This is a genomic window from Pseudomonas sp. LARHCG127, assembly GCF_052871455.1.
This window is the reverse complement of sequence record NZ_JBIXJT010000003.1, coordinates 258,614-273,920: the sequence shown is the minus strand read 5'-3', so window position 1 is coordinate 273,920 and position 15,307 is coordinate 258,614. Positions and strand designations below refer to the sequence as shown.

Annotated in this window: 13 protein-coding genes; 2 read left to right on the top strand and 11 right to left on the bottom strand. The window is 61.4% G+C overall.

Going from position 1 to position 15,307, the window contains the following annotated elements; all coding sequences use genetic code 11:
• Positions 1–48 precede the first annotated feature (48 nt).
• The 3 genes from ACIPQ1_RS07030 to ACIPQ1_RS07020 all read right to left on the bottom strand — a co-directional run bounded on the left by ACIPQ1_RS07030 (position 49) and on the right by ACIPQ1_RS07020 (position 4,118).
• Positions 49–2,289, bottom strand: coding sequence for a molybdopterin cofactor-binding domain-containing protein (locus tag ACIPQ1_RS07030; RefSeq protein ID WP_446533833.1), 2,241 nt, complete (start codon positions 2,287–2,289; stop codon positions 49–51).
• A 12-nt stretch (positions 2,290–2,301) separates the two neighbouring features.
• Positions 2,302–2,775: a (2Fe-2S)-binding protein gene (locus tag ACIPQ1_RS07025; protein ID WP_250965082.1), complete on the bottom strand. Its 474-nt coding sequence runs from the start codon at positions 2,773–2,775 to the stop codon at positions 2,302–2,304.
• Positions 2,776–2,918: 143 nt separating this feature from the next.
• Positions 2,919–4,118 (bottom strand): MFS transporter, encoded by a 1,200-nt coding sequence (locus tag ACIPQ1_RS07020; protein WP_446533832.1) that lies wholly within the window; start codon positions 4,116–4,118, stop codon positions 2,919–2,921.
• A gap of 116 nt (positions 4,119–4,234) precedes the next feature.
• Here ACIPQ1_RS07020 and ACIPQ1_RS07015 point away from each other — a divergent pair, with 116 nt between their 5' ends.
• On the top strand, positions 4,235–5,116 hold the full coding sequence (locus ACIPQ1_RS07015; protein WP_250965084.1) for a LysR family transcriptional regulator: 882 nt from the start codon (positions 4,235–4,237) through the stop codon (positions 5,114–5,116).
• 294 nt (positions 5,117–5,410) lie between these two features.
• On the opposite strand, the gene ACIPQ1_RS07010 is transcribed toward ACIPQ1_RS07015, so the two are convergent.
• The 8 genes from ACIPQ1_RS07010 to ACIPQ1_RS06975 all read right to left on the bottom strand — a co-directional run bounded on the left by ACIPQ1_RS07010 (position 5,411) and on the right by ACIPQ1_RS06975 (position 14,416).
• A complete protein-coding gene (locus ACIPQ1_RS07010; RefSeq protein WP_446533831.1) occupies positions 5,411–6,190 on the bottom strand; it encodes an SDR family NAD(P)-dependent oxidoreductase in 780 nt (259 codons plus the stop codon).
• 59 nt (positions 6,191–6,249) lie between these two features.
• Positions 6,250–7,509, bottom strand: coding sequence for a TIGR02270 family protein (locus ACIPQ1_RS07005; RefSeq protein WP_411384695.1), 1,260 nt, complete (start codon positions 7,507–7,509; stop codon positions 6,250–6,252).
• 94 nt (positions 7,510–7,603) lie between these two features.
• The gene (locus tag ACIPQ1_RS07000) at positions 7,604–8,515 is read right to left on the bottom strand and encodes a hypothetical protein (protein WP_250965087.1); all 912 of its coding nucleotides are present in this window, start codon (positions 8,513–8,515) and stop codon (positions 7,604–7,606) included.
• A 22-nt stretch (positions 8,516–8,537) separates the two neighbouring features.
• On the bottom strand, positions 8,538–9,551 hold the full coding sequence (locus tag ACIPQ1_RS06995; RefSeq protein ID WP_411384694.1) for a PAAR-like domain-containing protein: 1,014 nt from the start codon (positions 9,549–9,551) through the stop codon (positions 8,538–8,540).
• Positions 9,551–10,588, bottom strand: a complete 1,038-nt coding sequence (locus ACIPQ1_RS06990; protein WP_446533830.1) for a hypothetical protein — start codon at positions 10,586–10,588, stop codon at positions 9,551–9,553. Before ACIPQ1_RS06990 ends, ACIPQ1_RS06995 begins: the two co-directional genes overlap by 1 nt.
• Positions 10,585–11,700 carry a DUF2169 family type VI secretion system accessory protein gene (locus ACIPQ1_RS06985; protein WP_411384692.1) on the bottom strand — a complete coding sequence of 372 codons (1,116 nt, stop codon included), beginning with the start codon at positions 11,698–11,700 and terminating at the stop codon, positions 10,585–10,587. The genes ACIPQ1_RS06990 and ACIPQ1_RS06985 overlap by 4 nt, the downstream gene beginning before the upstream one ends.
• 15 nt (positions 11,701–11,715) lie before the next feature.
• Entirely contained in the window at positions 11,716–12,174 is a 459-nt protein-coding gene (locus ACIPQ1_RS06980) for a DUF6484 domain-containing protein (protein ID WP_446533829.1), read from the bottom strand.
• A 16-nt stretch (positions 12,175–12,190) separates the two neighbouring features.
• Complete coding sequence (locus tag ACIPQ1_RS06975) at positions 12,191–14,416, bottom strand: type VI secretion system Vgr family protein (protein WP_446533828.1); 2,226 nt, start codon at positions 14,414–14,416, stop codon at positions 12,191–12,193.
• A gap of 417 nt (positions 14,417–14,833) precedes the next feature.
• On the opposite strand from ACIPQ1_RS06975, the gene ACIPQ1_RS06970 reads away from it, so the two are divergent.
• Positions 14,834–15,106: a CopG family transcriptional regulator gene (locus ACIPQ1_RS06970; RefSeq protein WP_446533827.1), complete on the top strand. Its 273-nt coding sequence runs from the start codon at positions 14,834–14,836 to the stop codon at positions 15,104–15,106.
• Positions 15,107–15,307: the final 201 nt, after the last annotated feature.

The window sequence follows — 15,307 nt, the reverse complement described above, 5'->3', positions numbered from 1 at the left end:
CCCGTGGAGCGGTCAACCTGGCGCACCACGTTGACCGCTCCACGCCCATCACGCCAATTTGAACGGCAACTCACGCAACGGTTTACCCGTCAGGCTCGCCACCGCGTTGGCAAACGCGGGGGCCAACGCCGGCAGGCCGGGTTCGCCCATTCCCGTGGGTGGCTCGGCGCTGGGCACGATGTGGACGGCGAACTCCGGCATGTCGGTAATGCGCGGCACGCTGAAGTCGGCAAAATTGCTCTGTTGCACCACGCCGTCCTTCAGGGTGACGGCGCCACCGGGCAGGCACATCGACAGGCCCATCAGTGCCGCGCCTTGGACCTGGGCCTCGACGCTGCGTGGGTTGACGACCAGGTTGCAATGCACGCCGGCGGTCACGTTGTGCAGCACTGGACGGCCATCCTGTACGGAGGCTTCGACCACGTAAGCCACCACCGAACTGAACGACTCGTGGACCGCCACGCCCCAGGCACGGCCCGCCGCTAGCTGGCGCTTGCCGTACTCGCTCTTGTCCACCGCCAACTGCAGCGCTTCGCGATGGCGTGGGCTCTGCTCGCCAAACAACTTCATCCGGTACGCCACCGGATCCTGTTTGGTGGTGCGGGCGATCTCGTCGATCAACGTCTCCATCACAAACGCCGTATGGGTGGAGCCCACGCTGCGCCACCACAGTACGGGCACGTTGAGCTTGGGATGATGAACCGTCAGGCGCATGGGCAGCGGATAGGGGTTGCGCATGCCCTCGGTGGCGGTCGGGTCGATGCCGTTCTTTACCCGCCCGCCAAATACGGTACCGGTGATGATCGATTGGCCCACCAGGGCGTGGTCCCAGGCGAGGACCTTGCCGCTGTCGTCAAAACCGATACGCGCACGGTGCAGATGCATGGGGCGGTAGTAGCCGCCCTTGATGTCGTCTTCCCGGCTCCAAAGGGTGCGGATAGGGGCATTGACTCCCGCCGTGCGGGCGGCCTTGGCGACTTCGCAGGCCATTACCACGAAATCGTTGGTGGGCACGCCGCGCCGGCCAAAGCCACCGCCAGCGGTCTGTACGTTGACCTGGATCTGCTCGGGCTTGAGGTCCAGTACCTTGGCGGCCGCGGCAGCGTCGCCGCCGGGGAACTGCGTGCCGACCCACAGTTGAGCGCTGTCCTGGGCGAGTTGCACCGTGCAGTTCAGGGGCTCCATCGGGGCGTGGGCGAGGTAGGGAAACACGAACTCGGCGTCCAGTTGATGCGGTGCGCTGGCCAGCGGCGTCATATCGGCATCGAAGTGCAACGGGCCGGGCTGGCTGGCCAGCTCGCGGTATTGAGCCAGTTGTTTTTCGCTGTCGACTTTTTCCACGGTAGAAGTGTTCCATTCCACCTTCAGTGCATCCCGGGCCAATTTCGCCTGCCAGTAACCGTCGGCGACCACGGCGACACCTTCGGCGCCGCCGTCCAGCGGCACGCGCAACACGGCTTTGACGCCTTTCGTGGCCCGCGCGGCGCTGTCATCCAGGGAGGCAATCCTGGCGCCGAACACCGGTGGTCGAGCGACGACCGCCGTGAGCTGCCCCGGCAGGTGCATGTCGATGCCGAAATCCTGTTGGCCGCTGCTCTTGGCCTTGGCATCGATGCGGGTGGTGGCCTGGCCGATGATGCGGAAATCCTTGGGATCCTTGAGCGTGATCTGCTCAGGCACAGGCATCGCCATGGCGGCTTCGGCCAGTTCGCCGTAGCTCGCCTTGCGGCCCTCGGGCCCGAGTACCATGCCGGCCTGTGTACGCAGGCTCGCCACGTCCACATTCCAGCGGGCGGCAGCCGCACTCAACAGCATGGCGCGCGCACGGGCGCCGAGTTCGCGGTACTGGGTGTAGCTGTTCTTGATCGTGTTGGAGCCACCGGTGAGGTGAATGCCGAAGGCCGGGTCCATGTAGGCGGCGTCGTTGCTGCCGTTGCGACTGCGCACCAGGCTCCAGTCGGCATCCAGTTCCTCGGCGAGAATCATCGGCAGGCCGGTCTGTACGCCCTGGCCGAACTCCAAGCGGTTGATGGTCACCGTGACTTCGCCATTGGGCGCGATCTGGACGAATGCGGAGGGTTGCTGGGTCGGCTTGAGCGACGTTACCGCAGCGCCATTGGCCTCCTGCGCCAAGGCCAGGTGCGGGAACGCGCCCAAGGCCAGCCCGCCGATGCCGACGATCTTGAGAAAACTGCGCCGGGGCAGGGCTGCTGGGCCGTCAACCTCGCCGCGTTCGAGCATCTGTTGCAAGGCGCGGGGGAGCTCGTTCGGGAATATCTCGTTCAACATGGTCGGCTCCGATCAGGCAAGGGTCTTGGCGGCATCAGCCACCGCGGCGCGGATACGGGCGTAGGTGCCACAGCGGCAGATATTGCCGGCCATGGCCGAGTCGATCTCGGCCACCGTGGGCTGCTTGCCCTTGGGCTGGGCCTTGAGGAAAGCCGTTGCGCTCATGATCTGGCCGCTCTGGCAGTAGCCGCATTGCGCCACGTCGTGCTTGACCCATGCGTCGTGCACGGCGCTACCCACCGGATCGCTGCCGTTGGTGGCCGCTTCGATGGTGGTGATCTTCTTGCCCTCGGCGGCGGCAATGGGCGTCACGCAGGAACGAATGGCCTGGCCGTCCAGGTGCACGGTGCAGGCACCACACAACGCCGCGCCGCAGCCGAACTTGGTGCCGGTCATGCCCAGCGTATCGCGCAGGGTCCAGAGAATCGGGGTGCCAGGGTCTACGTCGACCGTGTATTCACGGCCGTTTATGTTCAGGGCGCTCATAGGGGGACCAGCTCCAGATGGTTTGGCTCTGGTTAACTATAGGAAGGAATGATTGGGGTGGGTTGCACGATCCGGGCTGATTCTTGCCTGATCTTGCAAACCAACCCGGGATATCAGTCTCCAACCGTAGTAGAACCCTGTGGCTAGATGCTCTGGGCAAAGCCATGGCGTTCTGCGGACCACACCACGGCCAACGTCAGCAGCAGGAGAACGATCAAGACCGGCGCAAACGCCACGACCCCCAAGTGATCGAGCAGCAGACCACCGACGATCCCGCCGCCGGCAATGGCGAGGTTCCAGGCCGTGACCAGCATGGACTGGGCAAGATCCGCCGCGTCCCCAGCCGTCTTGGCGATGGCCGTCTGGAACAGTGTCCCAGCCCCTCCGAAAGCGATTCCCCACGCCGCCACCGCGACATAAACCGCTGCAGGCGTGTCGCTCATGGCGCCAAGTGCCAATGCCGCGAGGGCGAACAGCACCGTGCCGGCCAGCGTCAACGCCCGCAGGTGGCGATCGATCAGCACGCCGACGACCCAGATCCCCAGCAACGACGCGACACCGAAGACCAGCAGGACGAGATCTATCCGCTCGCCCAGGCCCGCCGTCGTCAAAAACGGCGCGATATAGGTGAAGAGAATGTTGTGCGCCAGGACAAACGCCAGCACCACGAACAACACCGAGCGAACGCCCGGAAGGGTGAAGACCTGACCCAAGGCAAGGCGCTTATGGGTGGCTTGTCCAGGGTAGTCGGGCACCTTGAGACGGACCCAGACCATCAAGGCGACGGCGAACACGCTCATGATGGCGAAGCTCATCCGCCAACCGATCAGGTTGCCGAGCAGCGTGCCGGCGGGCACGCCCAGGGATAACGCCAAGGGCGCACCTACCATGGCAATCGCAATGGCCCGGCCTCTCTGGTGCTCGGGCACCATGCGCGCGGCGTAGCCGGCCAGCAAGGCCCACAGCAACCCGGCCGATACGCCACCCAGCAAGCGCGCGACCATCGTCAAACCATAGTGGGTGGAAAGGGTCGTGACCGTGTTGGCAACGGCGAAACCGGCAATGGCCAGCAACAACAGCGACCTGCGCCGCATGCCTTGAGTCGCGGCGGTCAGCGGTATGGCTGCCAGCAAGGAACCTATGGCGTAGACCGTGACCAACTGGCCGGCTAGGGATTCGGAGATCGCCAGCCCTTGGCTGATCTGTGAGAGCAGGCCGGCGGGCAAGGCTTCGGTGAGTATCGTCACGAAGGCGGCGAGCGCGAGGGCAAACAGTGAACCGATGGGGAGCGGTGCGGTGTCTTGAGCAACCTCTGCATCGATATGGGTATTGGCAATCGTCATGGGGCACCTGCCTGAAGCGCTGATAAGTGTCGAACACGGTAAGTGCGCCTCTTTTGCAAGACAAGAATGCTAGAGTGCTGAACACATCGGAAAAAATGTCCGCAATGGAGGCTGGCTTGGAATCACTGAGCGGGATTGATTTTTTTGTGCGTGCGGCCGAAACCCGCAGTTTTTCAGAAGCGGGCAGGGCGCTGGGCATTTCGTCTTCGGCGGTGGGCAAGAGCGTGGCGCGGCTGGAGGAACGGCTGGGGGTACGCTTGTTTCATCGCAGCACGCGCAGTATCACGCTGACGGCGGAAGGTGCGCTGTTCCTCGAACGTTGCCGGCGCATTCTCTGCGAAGTCGAAGCGGCCGAACAGGAGTTGTCGCAAACCCGCGAAGCACCCCGGGGCAAGCTGCGCGTGAGCTTGCCGCTGGTTGCGGATCTGGTCATGCCGACGCTGATTGCCTTCATGCGTCGCTACCCCAGTATCGAACTGGATCTGGATTTTTCCGACAGGCTGGTGGACATCATCGAGGAAGGTTTCGATGCGGTCATTCGGACCGGAGAACCGAACGACTCTCGGCTGATGTCTCGCCCGTTGGGTACGTTCACCCTGGTTGTGGTCGGGTCGCCCCGGTACTTCGCCGAACACGGCACCCCCCAGGTGCCGGCGGATCTGCTGCGTCATGCCTGCCTGCTGTATAAATTCCCCAGCACTGGCAGGATGCAAGTCTGGCCGGTAAACGGGGATGGGGCGCCGGATCTCAATTTGCCGGCGACCCTGGTCTGCAACACCACCGAGGCGTTGCTGCATGTCGTGCACGATGCGTTGGGGATTGCTTGCGTGCCGGACTTCACCGTGCGTGAAGCCATCGCCAGCGGTGAGCTGGTCACCGTCCTGGATGACTTCAACCGGTATCAGAACACCTTCCGCATGCTCTGGCCTTCCAGCAAACATTTGGCGCCGAAACTGCGGGTGTTCATCGATTTCATGAGCAGTGAATTATTCAAGTGACGCTTGGGCGCTTTTGTGGCGAGGGAGCTTGCTCCCGCTTGAGCGCGCAGCGTTCATCGCTTTTTGGGGGCCGCTGCGCGCCCCAGCGGGAGCAAGCTCCCTCGCCACAGGACCGTGCCGTTCTCGAAGCCCTCGTGGCCCTGTAGCTGAACCACCGCCATCGCGAGCAGGCGCAACATTCAGGTCTATCCCAGCCCCTCGTGGGAGCGAGCTTGCTCGCGAAGAGGGCAGCCAATCCAACACTCATTTAGCTGGACCACCGCCATCGCGAGCAAGCTCGCTCCCACAGGGGAATCAAGGCGCCTTGTTCTCGACCAGGCAGTTCCCACCATCCACCACGATGACTTCGCCAGTGAGGTAGCTGGCCTCTGCCGACGCAAGGAAAGCCACCAATGCCGCCACCTCCTCGGGACGTCCGGCCCGGCCCATCGGCGTGTAACCGGCTGCCTTGGCTTCCTCGTCGGTGGTCGAGCCCGTGGCGATCCAGCCGGGCGCGACGCTGTTGACAGTGATCCCTTGCTGGGCGACTTCCAGCGCCAGGCTCATGCTCATGCCAACCATTGCGGCTTTCGCGGCGCTGTAAGCCGCTTCACCGGGGTTGCTGCAGCGGGTGCCGGTCGTGGAACTGATGTTGACGATGCGCCCGTAACGACGCGCCCGCATGCCGGGCAGGACCGCCCGCGTAAGCAGAAAGGCCGTGGTGAGGTTTCGCGCCAATGTCAGGTTCCAGGTGTGCAGGTTCATGGTCGCCAGGTCGGAAAAAAACTCCGGACTGCCTTGCATGGCCATGCCTGCGTTGTTCACCAGAATATCGACCTGCCCCCAGACGGACTCCGCCCACGCCATAAACTCATGGACCTGGTCTTCATCGGTAAGATCGAGCGCCCGTCCTTCGACGTCGAACCCTTCGGCACGCAACTCTGCGACGCGTTCGAGGATGCGTGCACTGCTGGCGGTGATGATCAGTCTGGCACCGGCGGCACCCAACCTGCGGGCGATTGCCATGCCGATTCCGACCTCACTGCCAACCCCACTGATGAGTGCCACGGGGTTCTTTCCGATGACGTGCGGCATGGTGCCTCCAAAGGGTGTAAATGATTGCCGGGGGGCGCAGCGCTATACAAACACCCTGATCATCGCCCGAATGCCGCAGTCATCCCCAACAAGCGCTTTTGCCGCCAGGCCGGTGCGCTGGTGGGGAAAAGCGCTTCGGTGGGACGAAAGCGGGCGAGGCCGCAGGCGGCGGCGATGCGCTGGCTTTGCTGGCCGTGGACCAGGGCTTGCTGGAAACTGTGTTCGCCATGGGCCAGCCCCAGCATATAACGAGTACCCACCTGGAAATCGCCACCATTGGCTTGCCACCAGCTTTCGATTAGCTGCGGGTCGGGCCAGGGCAGGTTTTCATCGGGGTCCATGGTCACATTGGGATCTTCGGGATTGTCGTTCGGGCCTGCATCGAAATCCGGCAGGGCCTGCAGTTCCAGGTCGAGTAGCGCCAGGTCCGCGCCAGTGATCAAGCTGAAGGCTTCGCCGGCGACGCGGGCATGGGGCAAGTCGCTCATCTGCTGGATCAACCAGGGGACGCAAACCGGATCGCCCAGCAGCCCAAGGGCCTGGATGCCGATGCGCCGATCCCTGGGATCCTGTACCCATTGGCGTATCCAGGCGATGCTGGGCTCGCGCTCCTGCCAGGCCAGCAACACGCAAAGCGCCCGGTATTGAAATTCGCCCGGTCGTTCGGCAAATGTGCGCAGAGGTTCCAAGGCCTGCTGATCACCCATTTGGGCGGTGGCCCAATTGGCCCAGAAGCGCGTGGCGGCGTCTTCATGCTGACGGTGGGCACGAATCGCCGACAGCAGGTCACGACGACGTAGCTCGCCAGCGGTGCGGGCGGCACGTGCCTGCACGCTTGGGTCGGCGTCGGACAGTCCGGCCAGTAGGGCAGGGCCTGGGTCGTGGCGATGCATGCCACAGGCCGCAAGGCCGAGGCGACGGAAAAGGGGCTCGGGAGAGGCGAGCATGCGTTCGATCCAGGGCGATACCCGGTCCCAGTCGAGCCAACCCAGGGCCATCAGGTAACCGCGCTCGGTTTCCAAGGCGCTGCGCAAATGCGCGCTGAGCCGCGACAGCGCTTTGCCATTGGCCGTCTCGAAAGCCAGCACCACGCCGGCGAACATTTCGCCGACAGCGTGCGGGCCGAGCTGGGCCAGTAGCGTTTCCAGGCCGCCAGGGGCGGCGATTCGCAAGCCGTCGAGGTGAGCGTCGAGGCGGTTATCGAGGTTGTCTAGGTGGGCGATGTCGTAATGCGGTGCGCGCAGGGCATAGTCGCGCAGGATGGCGAGGAAGCTGGCTTCTTCGGCGTGTTGGTCCAAAACAATGGAAGTGACTGGCATGTTGAATGTTCTGCCTCCAGCGGTTCTTCGACAGGAACCTTCGAATGACTGGCCAGACGTTGGGCTCCCAATTGCTACGTGCCCTTGGCACGCGTCACTTCATGATCGTTTGCCATTGATCATCGCGGATCAACCCAATCGTCCTGTCCGCAAAGGACCATACCCCTTCGTTGCTGCTTCGAAGCACTGTGAACTGGAGGTCTGCTTCCTCTATATCCAAGGCAATCAACGTCTGTCCGACGACTTTGTCCACACCGGCCAAATGCGCTGCATATATTTCATCGTGATAGGCCGCGACTCCCCAGTAGCTTCTGCTCGTGTCAATCGGCTGAATAATGGACCATTGATCTGCAACCCCGATCAGTACAGTTCCGTTCTTGCCTACGATGACATAGTGACCGTTGTCCAGCCGGCAGATACTGGTAAGACTTGCGTTGGTGGGTAGATCAATGACCGACCAGTTCTTACCGTCGAAATGCGCAGCGTAACCATCGGAAGTTACAGCGACAAAGTCGCTGCGACCGCTTCCAGCGATATCTTCAATTGTCACTTCCTGATGGCCAACGCTTAACTTCGGCAGCGTCTCGAACGTATCGCCGGACAAGCGATAGACCTGGCCGACCGATCCTGCGCAGATCACCTCATCACCCAGGATACGAATTCTGCGCAGTGGCCCAATGTCACTGACGGCAGCGTTTGCGTAGGCCTTTCGTGAGGCTTTGAGTTCCTCTTTTGTTGTTGGCGATTTCCAGTCGAAACGCACGACTGAGCCATTCTCTCCCAAGACGTAAGCAGAGCCGTCAATAGCGGCATCAACCGAGAGAATAGCTTCTGCAGACAATCCGAACTCAAGCCAGACATCCTGCTTTCTAACGCCGATCCTGTTCTTTGGGTTGTCATAATCGCCGCCAACGGTACAGGCCGCGATGATGATGCCCGCGACCGGACTAACACCCTCTTGAATAAAGGCCCCTTCAATAAACTCCGCATCTGATATTCCGTTCATCTTCACTCGATCCCCGTGTTTGTTAATCGTCCAAGACTATGGCGGCTGGCGGTTGTTTCGCTCTGGGCAGCGGATCGTTGGGTTTCACCGTCAATTCCATCTTCTGGTGGCCATCCTCCAACTGCTTTTGCAGGCACTCCTTGTCACATCCTTTGGCTCCGGGTGGAACATTGACTTTGCCAACCGCCGACTTCGCGCCTACCTCGCAACCGACGGCCAGGGTATAGGCCTTGCCTCGGTTGGCAGGATTAGCGAGCCAAGCATTTCTTTCTACGGTGTAATTGCACCCTACCTGCCCATGCTCGGTACGTAATGAATGGCTATGGCCCTCCACACAGAGACAGGGGGCCTTGTCCGATTCATAGTTCGTCGTTGCGTCGGTGGAGCTTCGGTTGACATGTGCGACGAATTCCTTGGATGGAAGCAGGTGGTGGCCTGTCATCGGTTTGCCATCCGCGCCGTTGCAACAACGGTTCGGGGTTTTCGGCATAACCAGGCATTTACGGCTGCTACAACACTTGGCGCTTTTGTCTTCGGCACCCGAGCATTGGGTCTTGATATCCTTTGCCATGGGTTGGCAAGGGTGACCAGCGGTATCCATCGCAATTGCATCTTGATAAGGCCAAGGGCCGGTGTTGCTTGTCGATCCGTGGTTATGGGTGGTCAGGTCCATATTTCGCACGACGTTTTCAGCTTCAAACTTCACATTCATCGACCAGGCTGTGAAATAGACTTTCCCTTTGATCTTGCCGGTGATGATCCCCTTTTTAGGCGCGTTTCCAGCCTCATCGCCATAACTGGTCTTGAAATAACTCTTATCCTTGAGCATGGCCTCCTTGCCACTGATCTTCACCGTTCGCGTGCCCCGGGTGGTGTCCTTGGCCAAGCCGGTATTGGGATAGGGAATCGGTACTCCCAGAGGGGTAGGCGGGGCCTGGGGCGGGGTGAAGCAGACATCCGGGAAGCAGGCGATCGATTTACCGTCGGCCGCCTTGCAGGAAACCTCCATATTGTTGGCGAAGACTTCGTTGGCCATCAGGCGGCCCTCACGATCTGGTAGCTGAGCAGGGCGACGGCGCGTTCGCCGGCGTCGTTACCAAGGTGATAGAAGATATTCGGACCTTCGCCATAGCCCTTGCGGCTGGCGGCCAACGCCACGGCGAGCATGGCCGGGCCGATGGCAGCGCCGACTTCGCCGATGCAGTCGGCCGGGTGCCAGAGATGGAAGAATTCCTTGCGCACGCGCAGGGTCCGGCTCAGGGCCAGGGAGGCTTCCTTGAAGTAGTATTGCTCGCCGGAGATGTCGGTAAGCCGATAATCCATTTGCTCCAACACACAGCCGGCTTCGCTCAGGGCCGCTCGTACGGCTTGGGTCAGGCCTTCGGCGCGCAGGGGAATGTCTTCGCCCTCCACGGTGGCCTTCTCCACGCCGAACCCCAGGCCGATGCAGGCCAATTGCGGCTCTTCGCTGGCAACGGGGGCGGCCAGGACCACGGCGGCGGCGCCTTCGCCGGGGATAAATCCGTTGGAGTTCTGGCTGGTGAGCAGGCGTTCGCGTGCTTCGAAAGCGGCCAGCGTCGGTCCGTTCAAGAAGGAGTCGACGCCAGCAATCAGTACGTGGCGATGGCCGCCCTGGTAGATCAACGCACGTGCATTGAGCAGGGCCACGGCAGCGCTGACTCGGCCGCGGGCGATGATATTGGAGTCTGGATGAAAGCGCAGGCCCAGTTCAGCTTCGATGTCCTGCAACAGTGTTCGATCCAGGCCATCCAGGCGGCCGGGGCGTTCGGCTTCGGCCACGCCCAGCAGCAACGGGGTCTTTTGCGCGTCGACCCCGGGAGTACTCTGTAACGCCTCGGCGATGGCGCGGGCGGCCAACTTGATCAGCTTGGTGCGGCCGCGCCAGGGCTGTTCCAGCGGGACGCTGGCCGCGATCAGCCATTCGCCACCTCGGTCGATGAAACGGGTTTCCTGGAAGTTGTCGATGGCGCAGCGGATCGCCGCGCAGCTCGCGGGTGCGCTGAGGCCAACGGCGCTGACCATGCCGGAGCCGATGATGCAAAGGGCGGTCATCCGTCCGTCTCCTCGGGAGCGCGCCTGGCTTTTACCAGGGAGGAGAGCGACGGGTAATAATCCTTGCCCAGTTCACGGGCGCGCCACCAGCCCCTGGACATCGTGCCGACCAGCACCTGAGCGATCTCGAAGAGGTTGCGCCGCAGCGGACGGGAGATACGCCAGGTCAGTTGCACCTGGCCCGCGTCTGTGTCGACCAGCAGGGTGTCGATCACCGCCTGCACAGTTTCATGACCGCCTTTTTTCAGAAAGAAGGTCACCGGCACGTCCATTTCGGGGATGCGAAAGCTCGCGCGCTCCCGGGGCGTGAGGTTGAGCAGTAGCACCTCCTCGCCGCCACGCAGGTAGGGAATCTGCTGATCGTCAGGGGCCGCCTGAAAGTAGCGGCTGTCGAAATCCTGCGGCAGAAACGGAAAACTGTCGGCCAACCAGGCTTCGTCGTACGTACCGGCAAAGCGGGCGCGTTGCGGCCAGCTGCGACCCAGGGGGCCGAGAGCCATGGGGCGGAAGTCGCCGGAGGGGCTGTCGATCGGCTTGCCCAGTTCCTCCGTATTCGGCATTGGCTTGTAAGCGACTTCAGCACTGTCGATGCTGCCTGGGAACCAACCGCAACCGCTTGGGTTGTCCGGGTAGCAATGACGCATCTCCGGATTCTTGGCCATGGGATGGGAACCTCCGTAGGCCTGGGCATAGGAGATGTCCTGCTCGGTAAACGGCTGCGGTAAACCGGGTGAAACCCCCAATAGCCCCGGTTGCCATTGCCGCGGGCCGAGGACGGAAAAGGCCTTGCTCATCTGACCGATGCGAATGCCTGCGGCCAACTGCGTCACGGGCCGCCCGCCCGGGGCGTAGGCCTTGCCGCGTACCAGCACATCGCAGAACGGCTTGATCGGGGCGAAGTCCATTTCCTGCAGTGGGGCGCTGAGCCCCGGCTCGCCCAAGAAAGTATCGGCCATCAGCAGCGGTTGCTGAGTGTCGGCGAGTGTTGCCGCACGGCCATCCAGCGGCAAATTGAAAGTGCCTTTGGCCACGATCACCAGGGATTCACGGCCATCAGGCTCCAGGCCTTGTGTGTAGGCAGCAAGCAGTTTGCTGGCGTTGAGCAGTTCCATGAGTCGACTACCTGCCTAGTTGATCTGCACCGAACCGCCCTTGATACGGTTCACGCCGGATGACCGGTTCGAGAGGTAGGTCCCTCGAATCAGCACCTTGCCCTCGCGCGTGAGGGTGATGCTCGCCTTGCCACAGCGCAGGACGATTTCCCGCTCTGCCGTAAACTCCAGGCGTTCGCCGTCCAAGTGGGCGACGGCTGGCGTCGTGGTGTGCGGCAGGCGCTGGATGCGACCGATCACCAGCGGTCGGCTCAGGTCGCCGGCCTCGAACATCAGGGCGACCTGGGCGCCGATGTCTTCACGGGAGAGCGGCGTGGTGGTGCGCGCGGCGAGGCCGGTTTCGCCGAGGCAGCCCGGGAAGGCCACCACCGGCGCATCTGCACTGGGCACATCCAGCAGCACCCCGATCACGACGCCATCCACGCGGGCGGGGGTGGCGGTAGAGGCAGCGGGTAAATGATATTCAACGGTCATGGCGCCCACTCCGTGGCTAGTTCTGCAGGATTTTCTGGCCTTTGACGACAACGTTCTTGTTCGCCTTGATGTTGATGGCGCCGGAGCCGTCGATGGTAATGTTCTTGCCGCTGATCACAATGGTGCCGTCCTTCTTCAGGGTGATGCTGGCCGCGCCCGTGGTCAGGCTGATGGAGTCGCCAGCGGTGAGGGCGAAATGCTTGCCGACGTCCAGGGTGTCGTTCTGCTTGATGTTGGTGCTGCGGTTCTGGGTGACGTCGCGGGATTCGTTCTGGCCGATCTGGGTACTCTGGTTGCCGTTGATCTCGATCCCTTCGTTGCCCTGGACCGTTTCGTTACGGTTGCCCTTGATACCGATCGTTTCGTTGCCGCCCACGTCCTCGGTGCGATTGGCGCCGATGGTGATCGTCTCGTTGGCACCGACCTTTTCCGTGCGGTCCGCGCCGATGGTGATGGTCTCGTTGCTGCCCACGTTCTCGGTGCGATTGGCGCCGATGGAGATTTTCTCGTCGCTACCGACATCCTCGGTGCGGTTCACACCGATGGAGATGGTTTCGTTATTGCCGACCTTTTCCTTGCGGTCTACACCGATGGTGATGGTTTCGTTGTTGTCGACGGTTTCGGTGCGGTCGTGCTTGACGTGCACGGTTTCGTCGTTGTCGATGGTCTTGCGGCGGTCGTGGCCGACCCAGTGGGTCTCGTCGTTCTCGACTTCGATGTCCTGGTTCTTCTCGGCGTGGATAAACAGCTGTTCGGCGCCTTTTTTATCCTCCATGCGGATTTCATTGAAGTTCGCCGGTGAGCCGCCCTTGCTTGAACGGCTTTTCGTCCCGCTCTGGGTGGCATTGGCGGGCAGCGCGTAGGGCACGGTCTGTTCGGCGTTGTAGACACGGCCGGTGATGATCGGTCGATCCGGATCGCCTTCGAGGAAACTGACGATGACTTCCTGGCCGATCCGCGGAAGCTGCACGGAGCCCCAGTTCTTGCCGGCCCAGGCCTGGGACACGCGAATCCAGCAGGAGCTGTTTTCGTTGGACTGGTCATGACGATCCCAATGAAAGTGCACTTTGACCCGGCCATATTGATCGGTCCAGATCTCCTCGCCACTGGGCCCCACCACCACGGCAGTCTGCGGCCCTCGGACGATGGGCATCGGCGTGAGGGGCAGGGGGCGGAAGGTCTGGTTGGCATCCATGCAGTCCAGCTCGCTGACGAACTGTTCGGCGACCTCCGACTGCCCGCTTTCGTAGGCGTCCTGACGAATCTGATAACGGGCGATCACCACCAGGTACTCGCGGTTCTGATCCTCGCGGTCGTAACCCGTCAGCGTGAACAGATGACCGCAACCGATCCCGCGGGCGCGGCCACGCAATTGCACGCGCTCGAACTGGCTGTGAATGGCTTCGATGCGGGTCCGCGCGTAGTGATCGCCATCGTTGCTCTGGACGTATTCACCGGGGTAGTCGTAGAGCGGGTAGTCGGCGTTGGTGTGGTTGCGCGGTACGCTGGAACGCACCTCAAGGCTGGCGCGTGGGCGCAGGAAGTCATAGTCGTTCAGCGCCAGTGAGCCGGGCTGTACTTCCCGCGCCAGTTGCCAGTCGTAGAAATGATCGCGCTCGCGCATTTGCCGATCGGGCGGGTAGAAGGGCACCGAGGCATAGTTCGCCGCCGTGGAATGAGCGCCATAGGCATCGGCGAGGACCAGCACGTGACGGCCCTTTTCATGGCGAAAGTAGTAATAGATGCCTTCCTGCTCCATCAGCCGACTGACGAAGTCGAAGCTGGTTTCGCGGTACTGCACGCAATACTCCCACTCGCGGTAGCTGCCGCTCAGGCTGTCTTCGAAATCGGAGAAACCGAGGTCGCGGAACACCTGCTTGATGATGTCCGGCACCGTCTTGTTCTGGAAAATCCGGCAATCGGAGGTGCGCGTGAGCAGCCAGAACCAGGGTCGCAAGCTGACGCGGTAGCCGGCGAACTGGCCGTGCCCGGTCAATTGCCGGCAACTGCAGACGATGCCGTGGAAGTAGCGTTTGCCGCCGTCATACAGTTCCAGGGTCAGGCCCATCGGCTTGCCCAGCAATTGATCGAACGTGATCGCCCGATCTTCGGAGGTCAGGTCCAATTCGTAGTGAAACAACCGCCCCAGTTCTTCGCTGCCTTCCATGCCCTGCAGCACCAGGACATCGCCGCCGAGCGGACTGTCGACCTGCACCAGACGGCTGTTTTGCGTGATTGCCATGAACGACTTCCTTTGGCTCTTGTTTGGGTGTCAGTGGGCCGTTGCAAGGAAGGTGGCGCCGTAAGGGTCGTCGCCAGGGGAGATGCCAGGGGAAATTGAATCCAACGATTGCTGTACATCCACCACAGGGGTGATCTCCTTATCGGTCTTGCGGTTTTCAATCAATGTGAACGTACGAGCGGATCCGTATCCTGGGGATGAACGTTTGTCCGGCGTCGTTTGATGGCGCCTCGAGCCGTTGGGTAACGTTCCGGCGTCAGCCAGATTGGCAGATCTTGAGGTCAAGATAGGTGACTGAAAGGTCATTTGCTTAGTTTCGTTAGCTATATTAATAATTCTAAATTCGAATAAAGAACGATGAACATGGCGATCCGCAGCTACACGAGGTGACTCAAATGAAAAATGGAGAGGCCAAGCATGACTACGTCGATCAAAACTGATGAGGATCTGACATCCCGTACCCAGCAATTGCCGAACACCCAGCAACGTTCAGTGCGCTGCTGTATGCGAGAAGTTCTTCCTCGGCTTGTAGCGCGAGAGGTAGTGCGGAAAAGCTTCAAGCGTGAGGCGTTGGTTTCGTGGAACGCCTACAAAGAAACGGGCGAGCATTTGACTGGTGCTGAGATTAGAAGTTGGCTGAAAACATGGGGAACTGAGGAAGCGTCGGATCTTCCTCCATTTCACGATTGATTGTTATCACTTGTGTCCGGGTCAAGGGGAGTACGGGTTATTGATAAGGCAGACGATTATTCCTGGAGCTTGCTCCGTCAACTCTGGCACGCCCCCCTGAGAGTGGTTAACAGTCTCTGAATGACTTTCTGACAAAAATGTCAGGAAGCCGTCAGCCTCCAGACACCTTCACTGCCTAGACTCACTGGGTTGCCTTGCTTC

Coding starts and splice junctions, on each gene's coding strand:
- ACIPQ1_RS07030 (WP_446533833.1), bottom strand. CDS start 2,289: ATGTTGAACGAGATATTCCCGAACGAGCTCCCCCGCGCCTTGCAACAG.
- ACIPQ1_RS07025 (WP_250965082.1), bottom strand. CDS start 2,775: ATGAGCGCCCTGAACATAAACGGCCGTGAATACACGGTCGACGTAGAC.
- ACIPQ1_RS07020 (WP_446533832.1), bottom strand. CDS start 4,118: ATGACGATTGCCAATACCCATATCGATGCAGAGGTTGCTCAAGACACC.
- ACIPQ1_RS07010 (WP_446533831.1), bottom strand. CDS start 6,190: ATGCCGCACGTCATCGGAAAGAACCCCGTGGCACTCATCAGTGGGGTT.
- ACIPQ1_RS07005 (WP_411384695.1), bottom strand. CDS start 7,509: ATGCCAGTCACTTCCATTGTTTTGGACCAACACGCCGAAGAAGCCAGC.
- ACIPQ1_RS07000 (WP_250965087.1), bottom strand. CDS start 8,515: ATGAACGGAATATCAGATGCGGAGTTTATTGAAGGGGCCTTTATTCAA.
- ACIPQ1_RS06995 (WP_411384694.1), bottom strand. CDS start 9,551: ATGGCCAACGAAGTCTTCGCCAACAATATGGAGGTTTCCTGCAAGGCG.
- ACIPQ1_RS06990 (WP_446533830.1), bottom strand. CDS start 10,588: ATGACCGCCCTTTGCATCATCGGCTCCGGCATGGTCAGCGCCGTTGGC.
- ACIPQ1_RS06985 (WP_411384692.1), bottom strand. CDS start 11,700: ATGGAACTGCTCAACGCCAGCAAACTGCTTGCTGCCTACACACAAGGC.
- ACIPQ1_RS06980 (WP_446533829.1), bottom strand. CDS start 12,174: ATGACCGTTGAATATCATTTACCCGCTGCCTCTACCGCCACCCCCGCC.
- ACIPQ1_RS06975 (WP_446533828.1), bottom strand. CDS start 14,416: ATGGCAATCACGCAAAACAGCCGTCTGGTGCAGGTCGACAGTCCGCTC.
- ACIPQ1_RS06970 (WP_446533827.1), top strand. CDS start 14,834: ATGACTACGTCGATCAAAACTGATGAGGATCTGACATCCCGTACCCAG.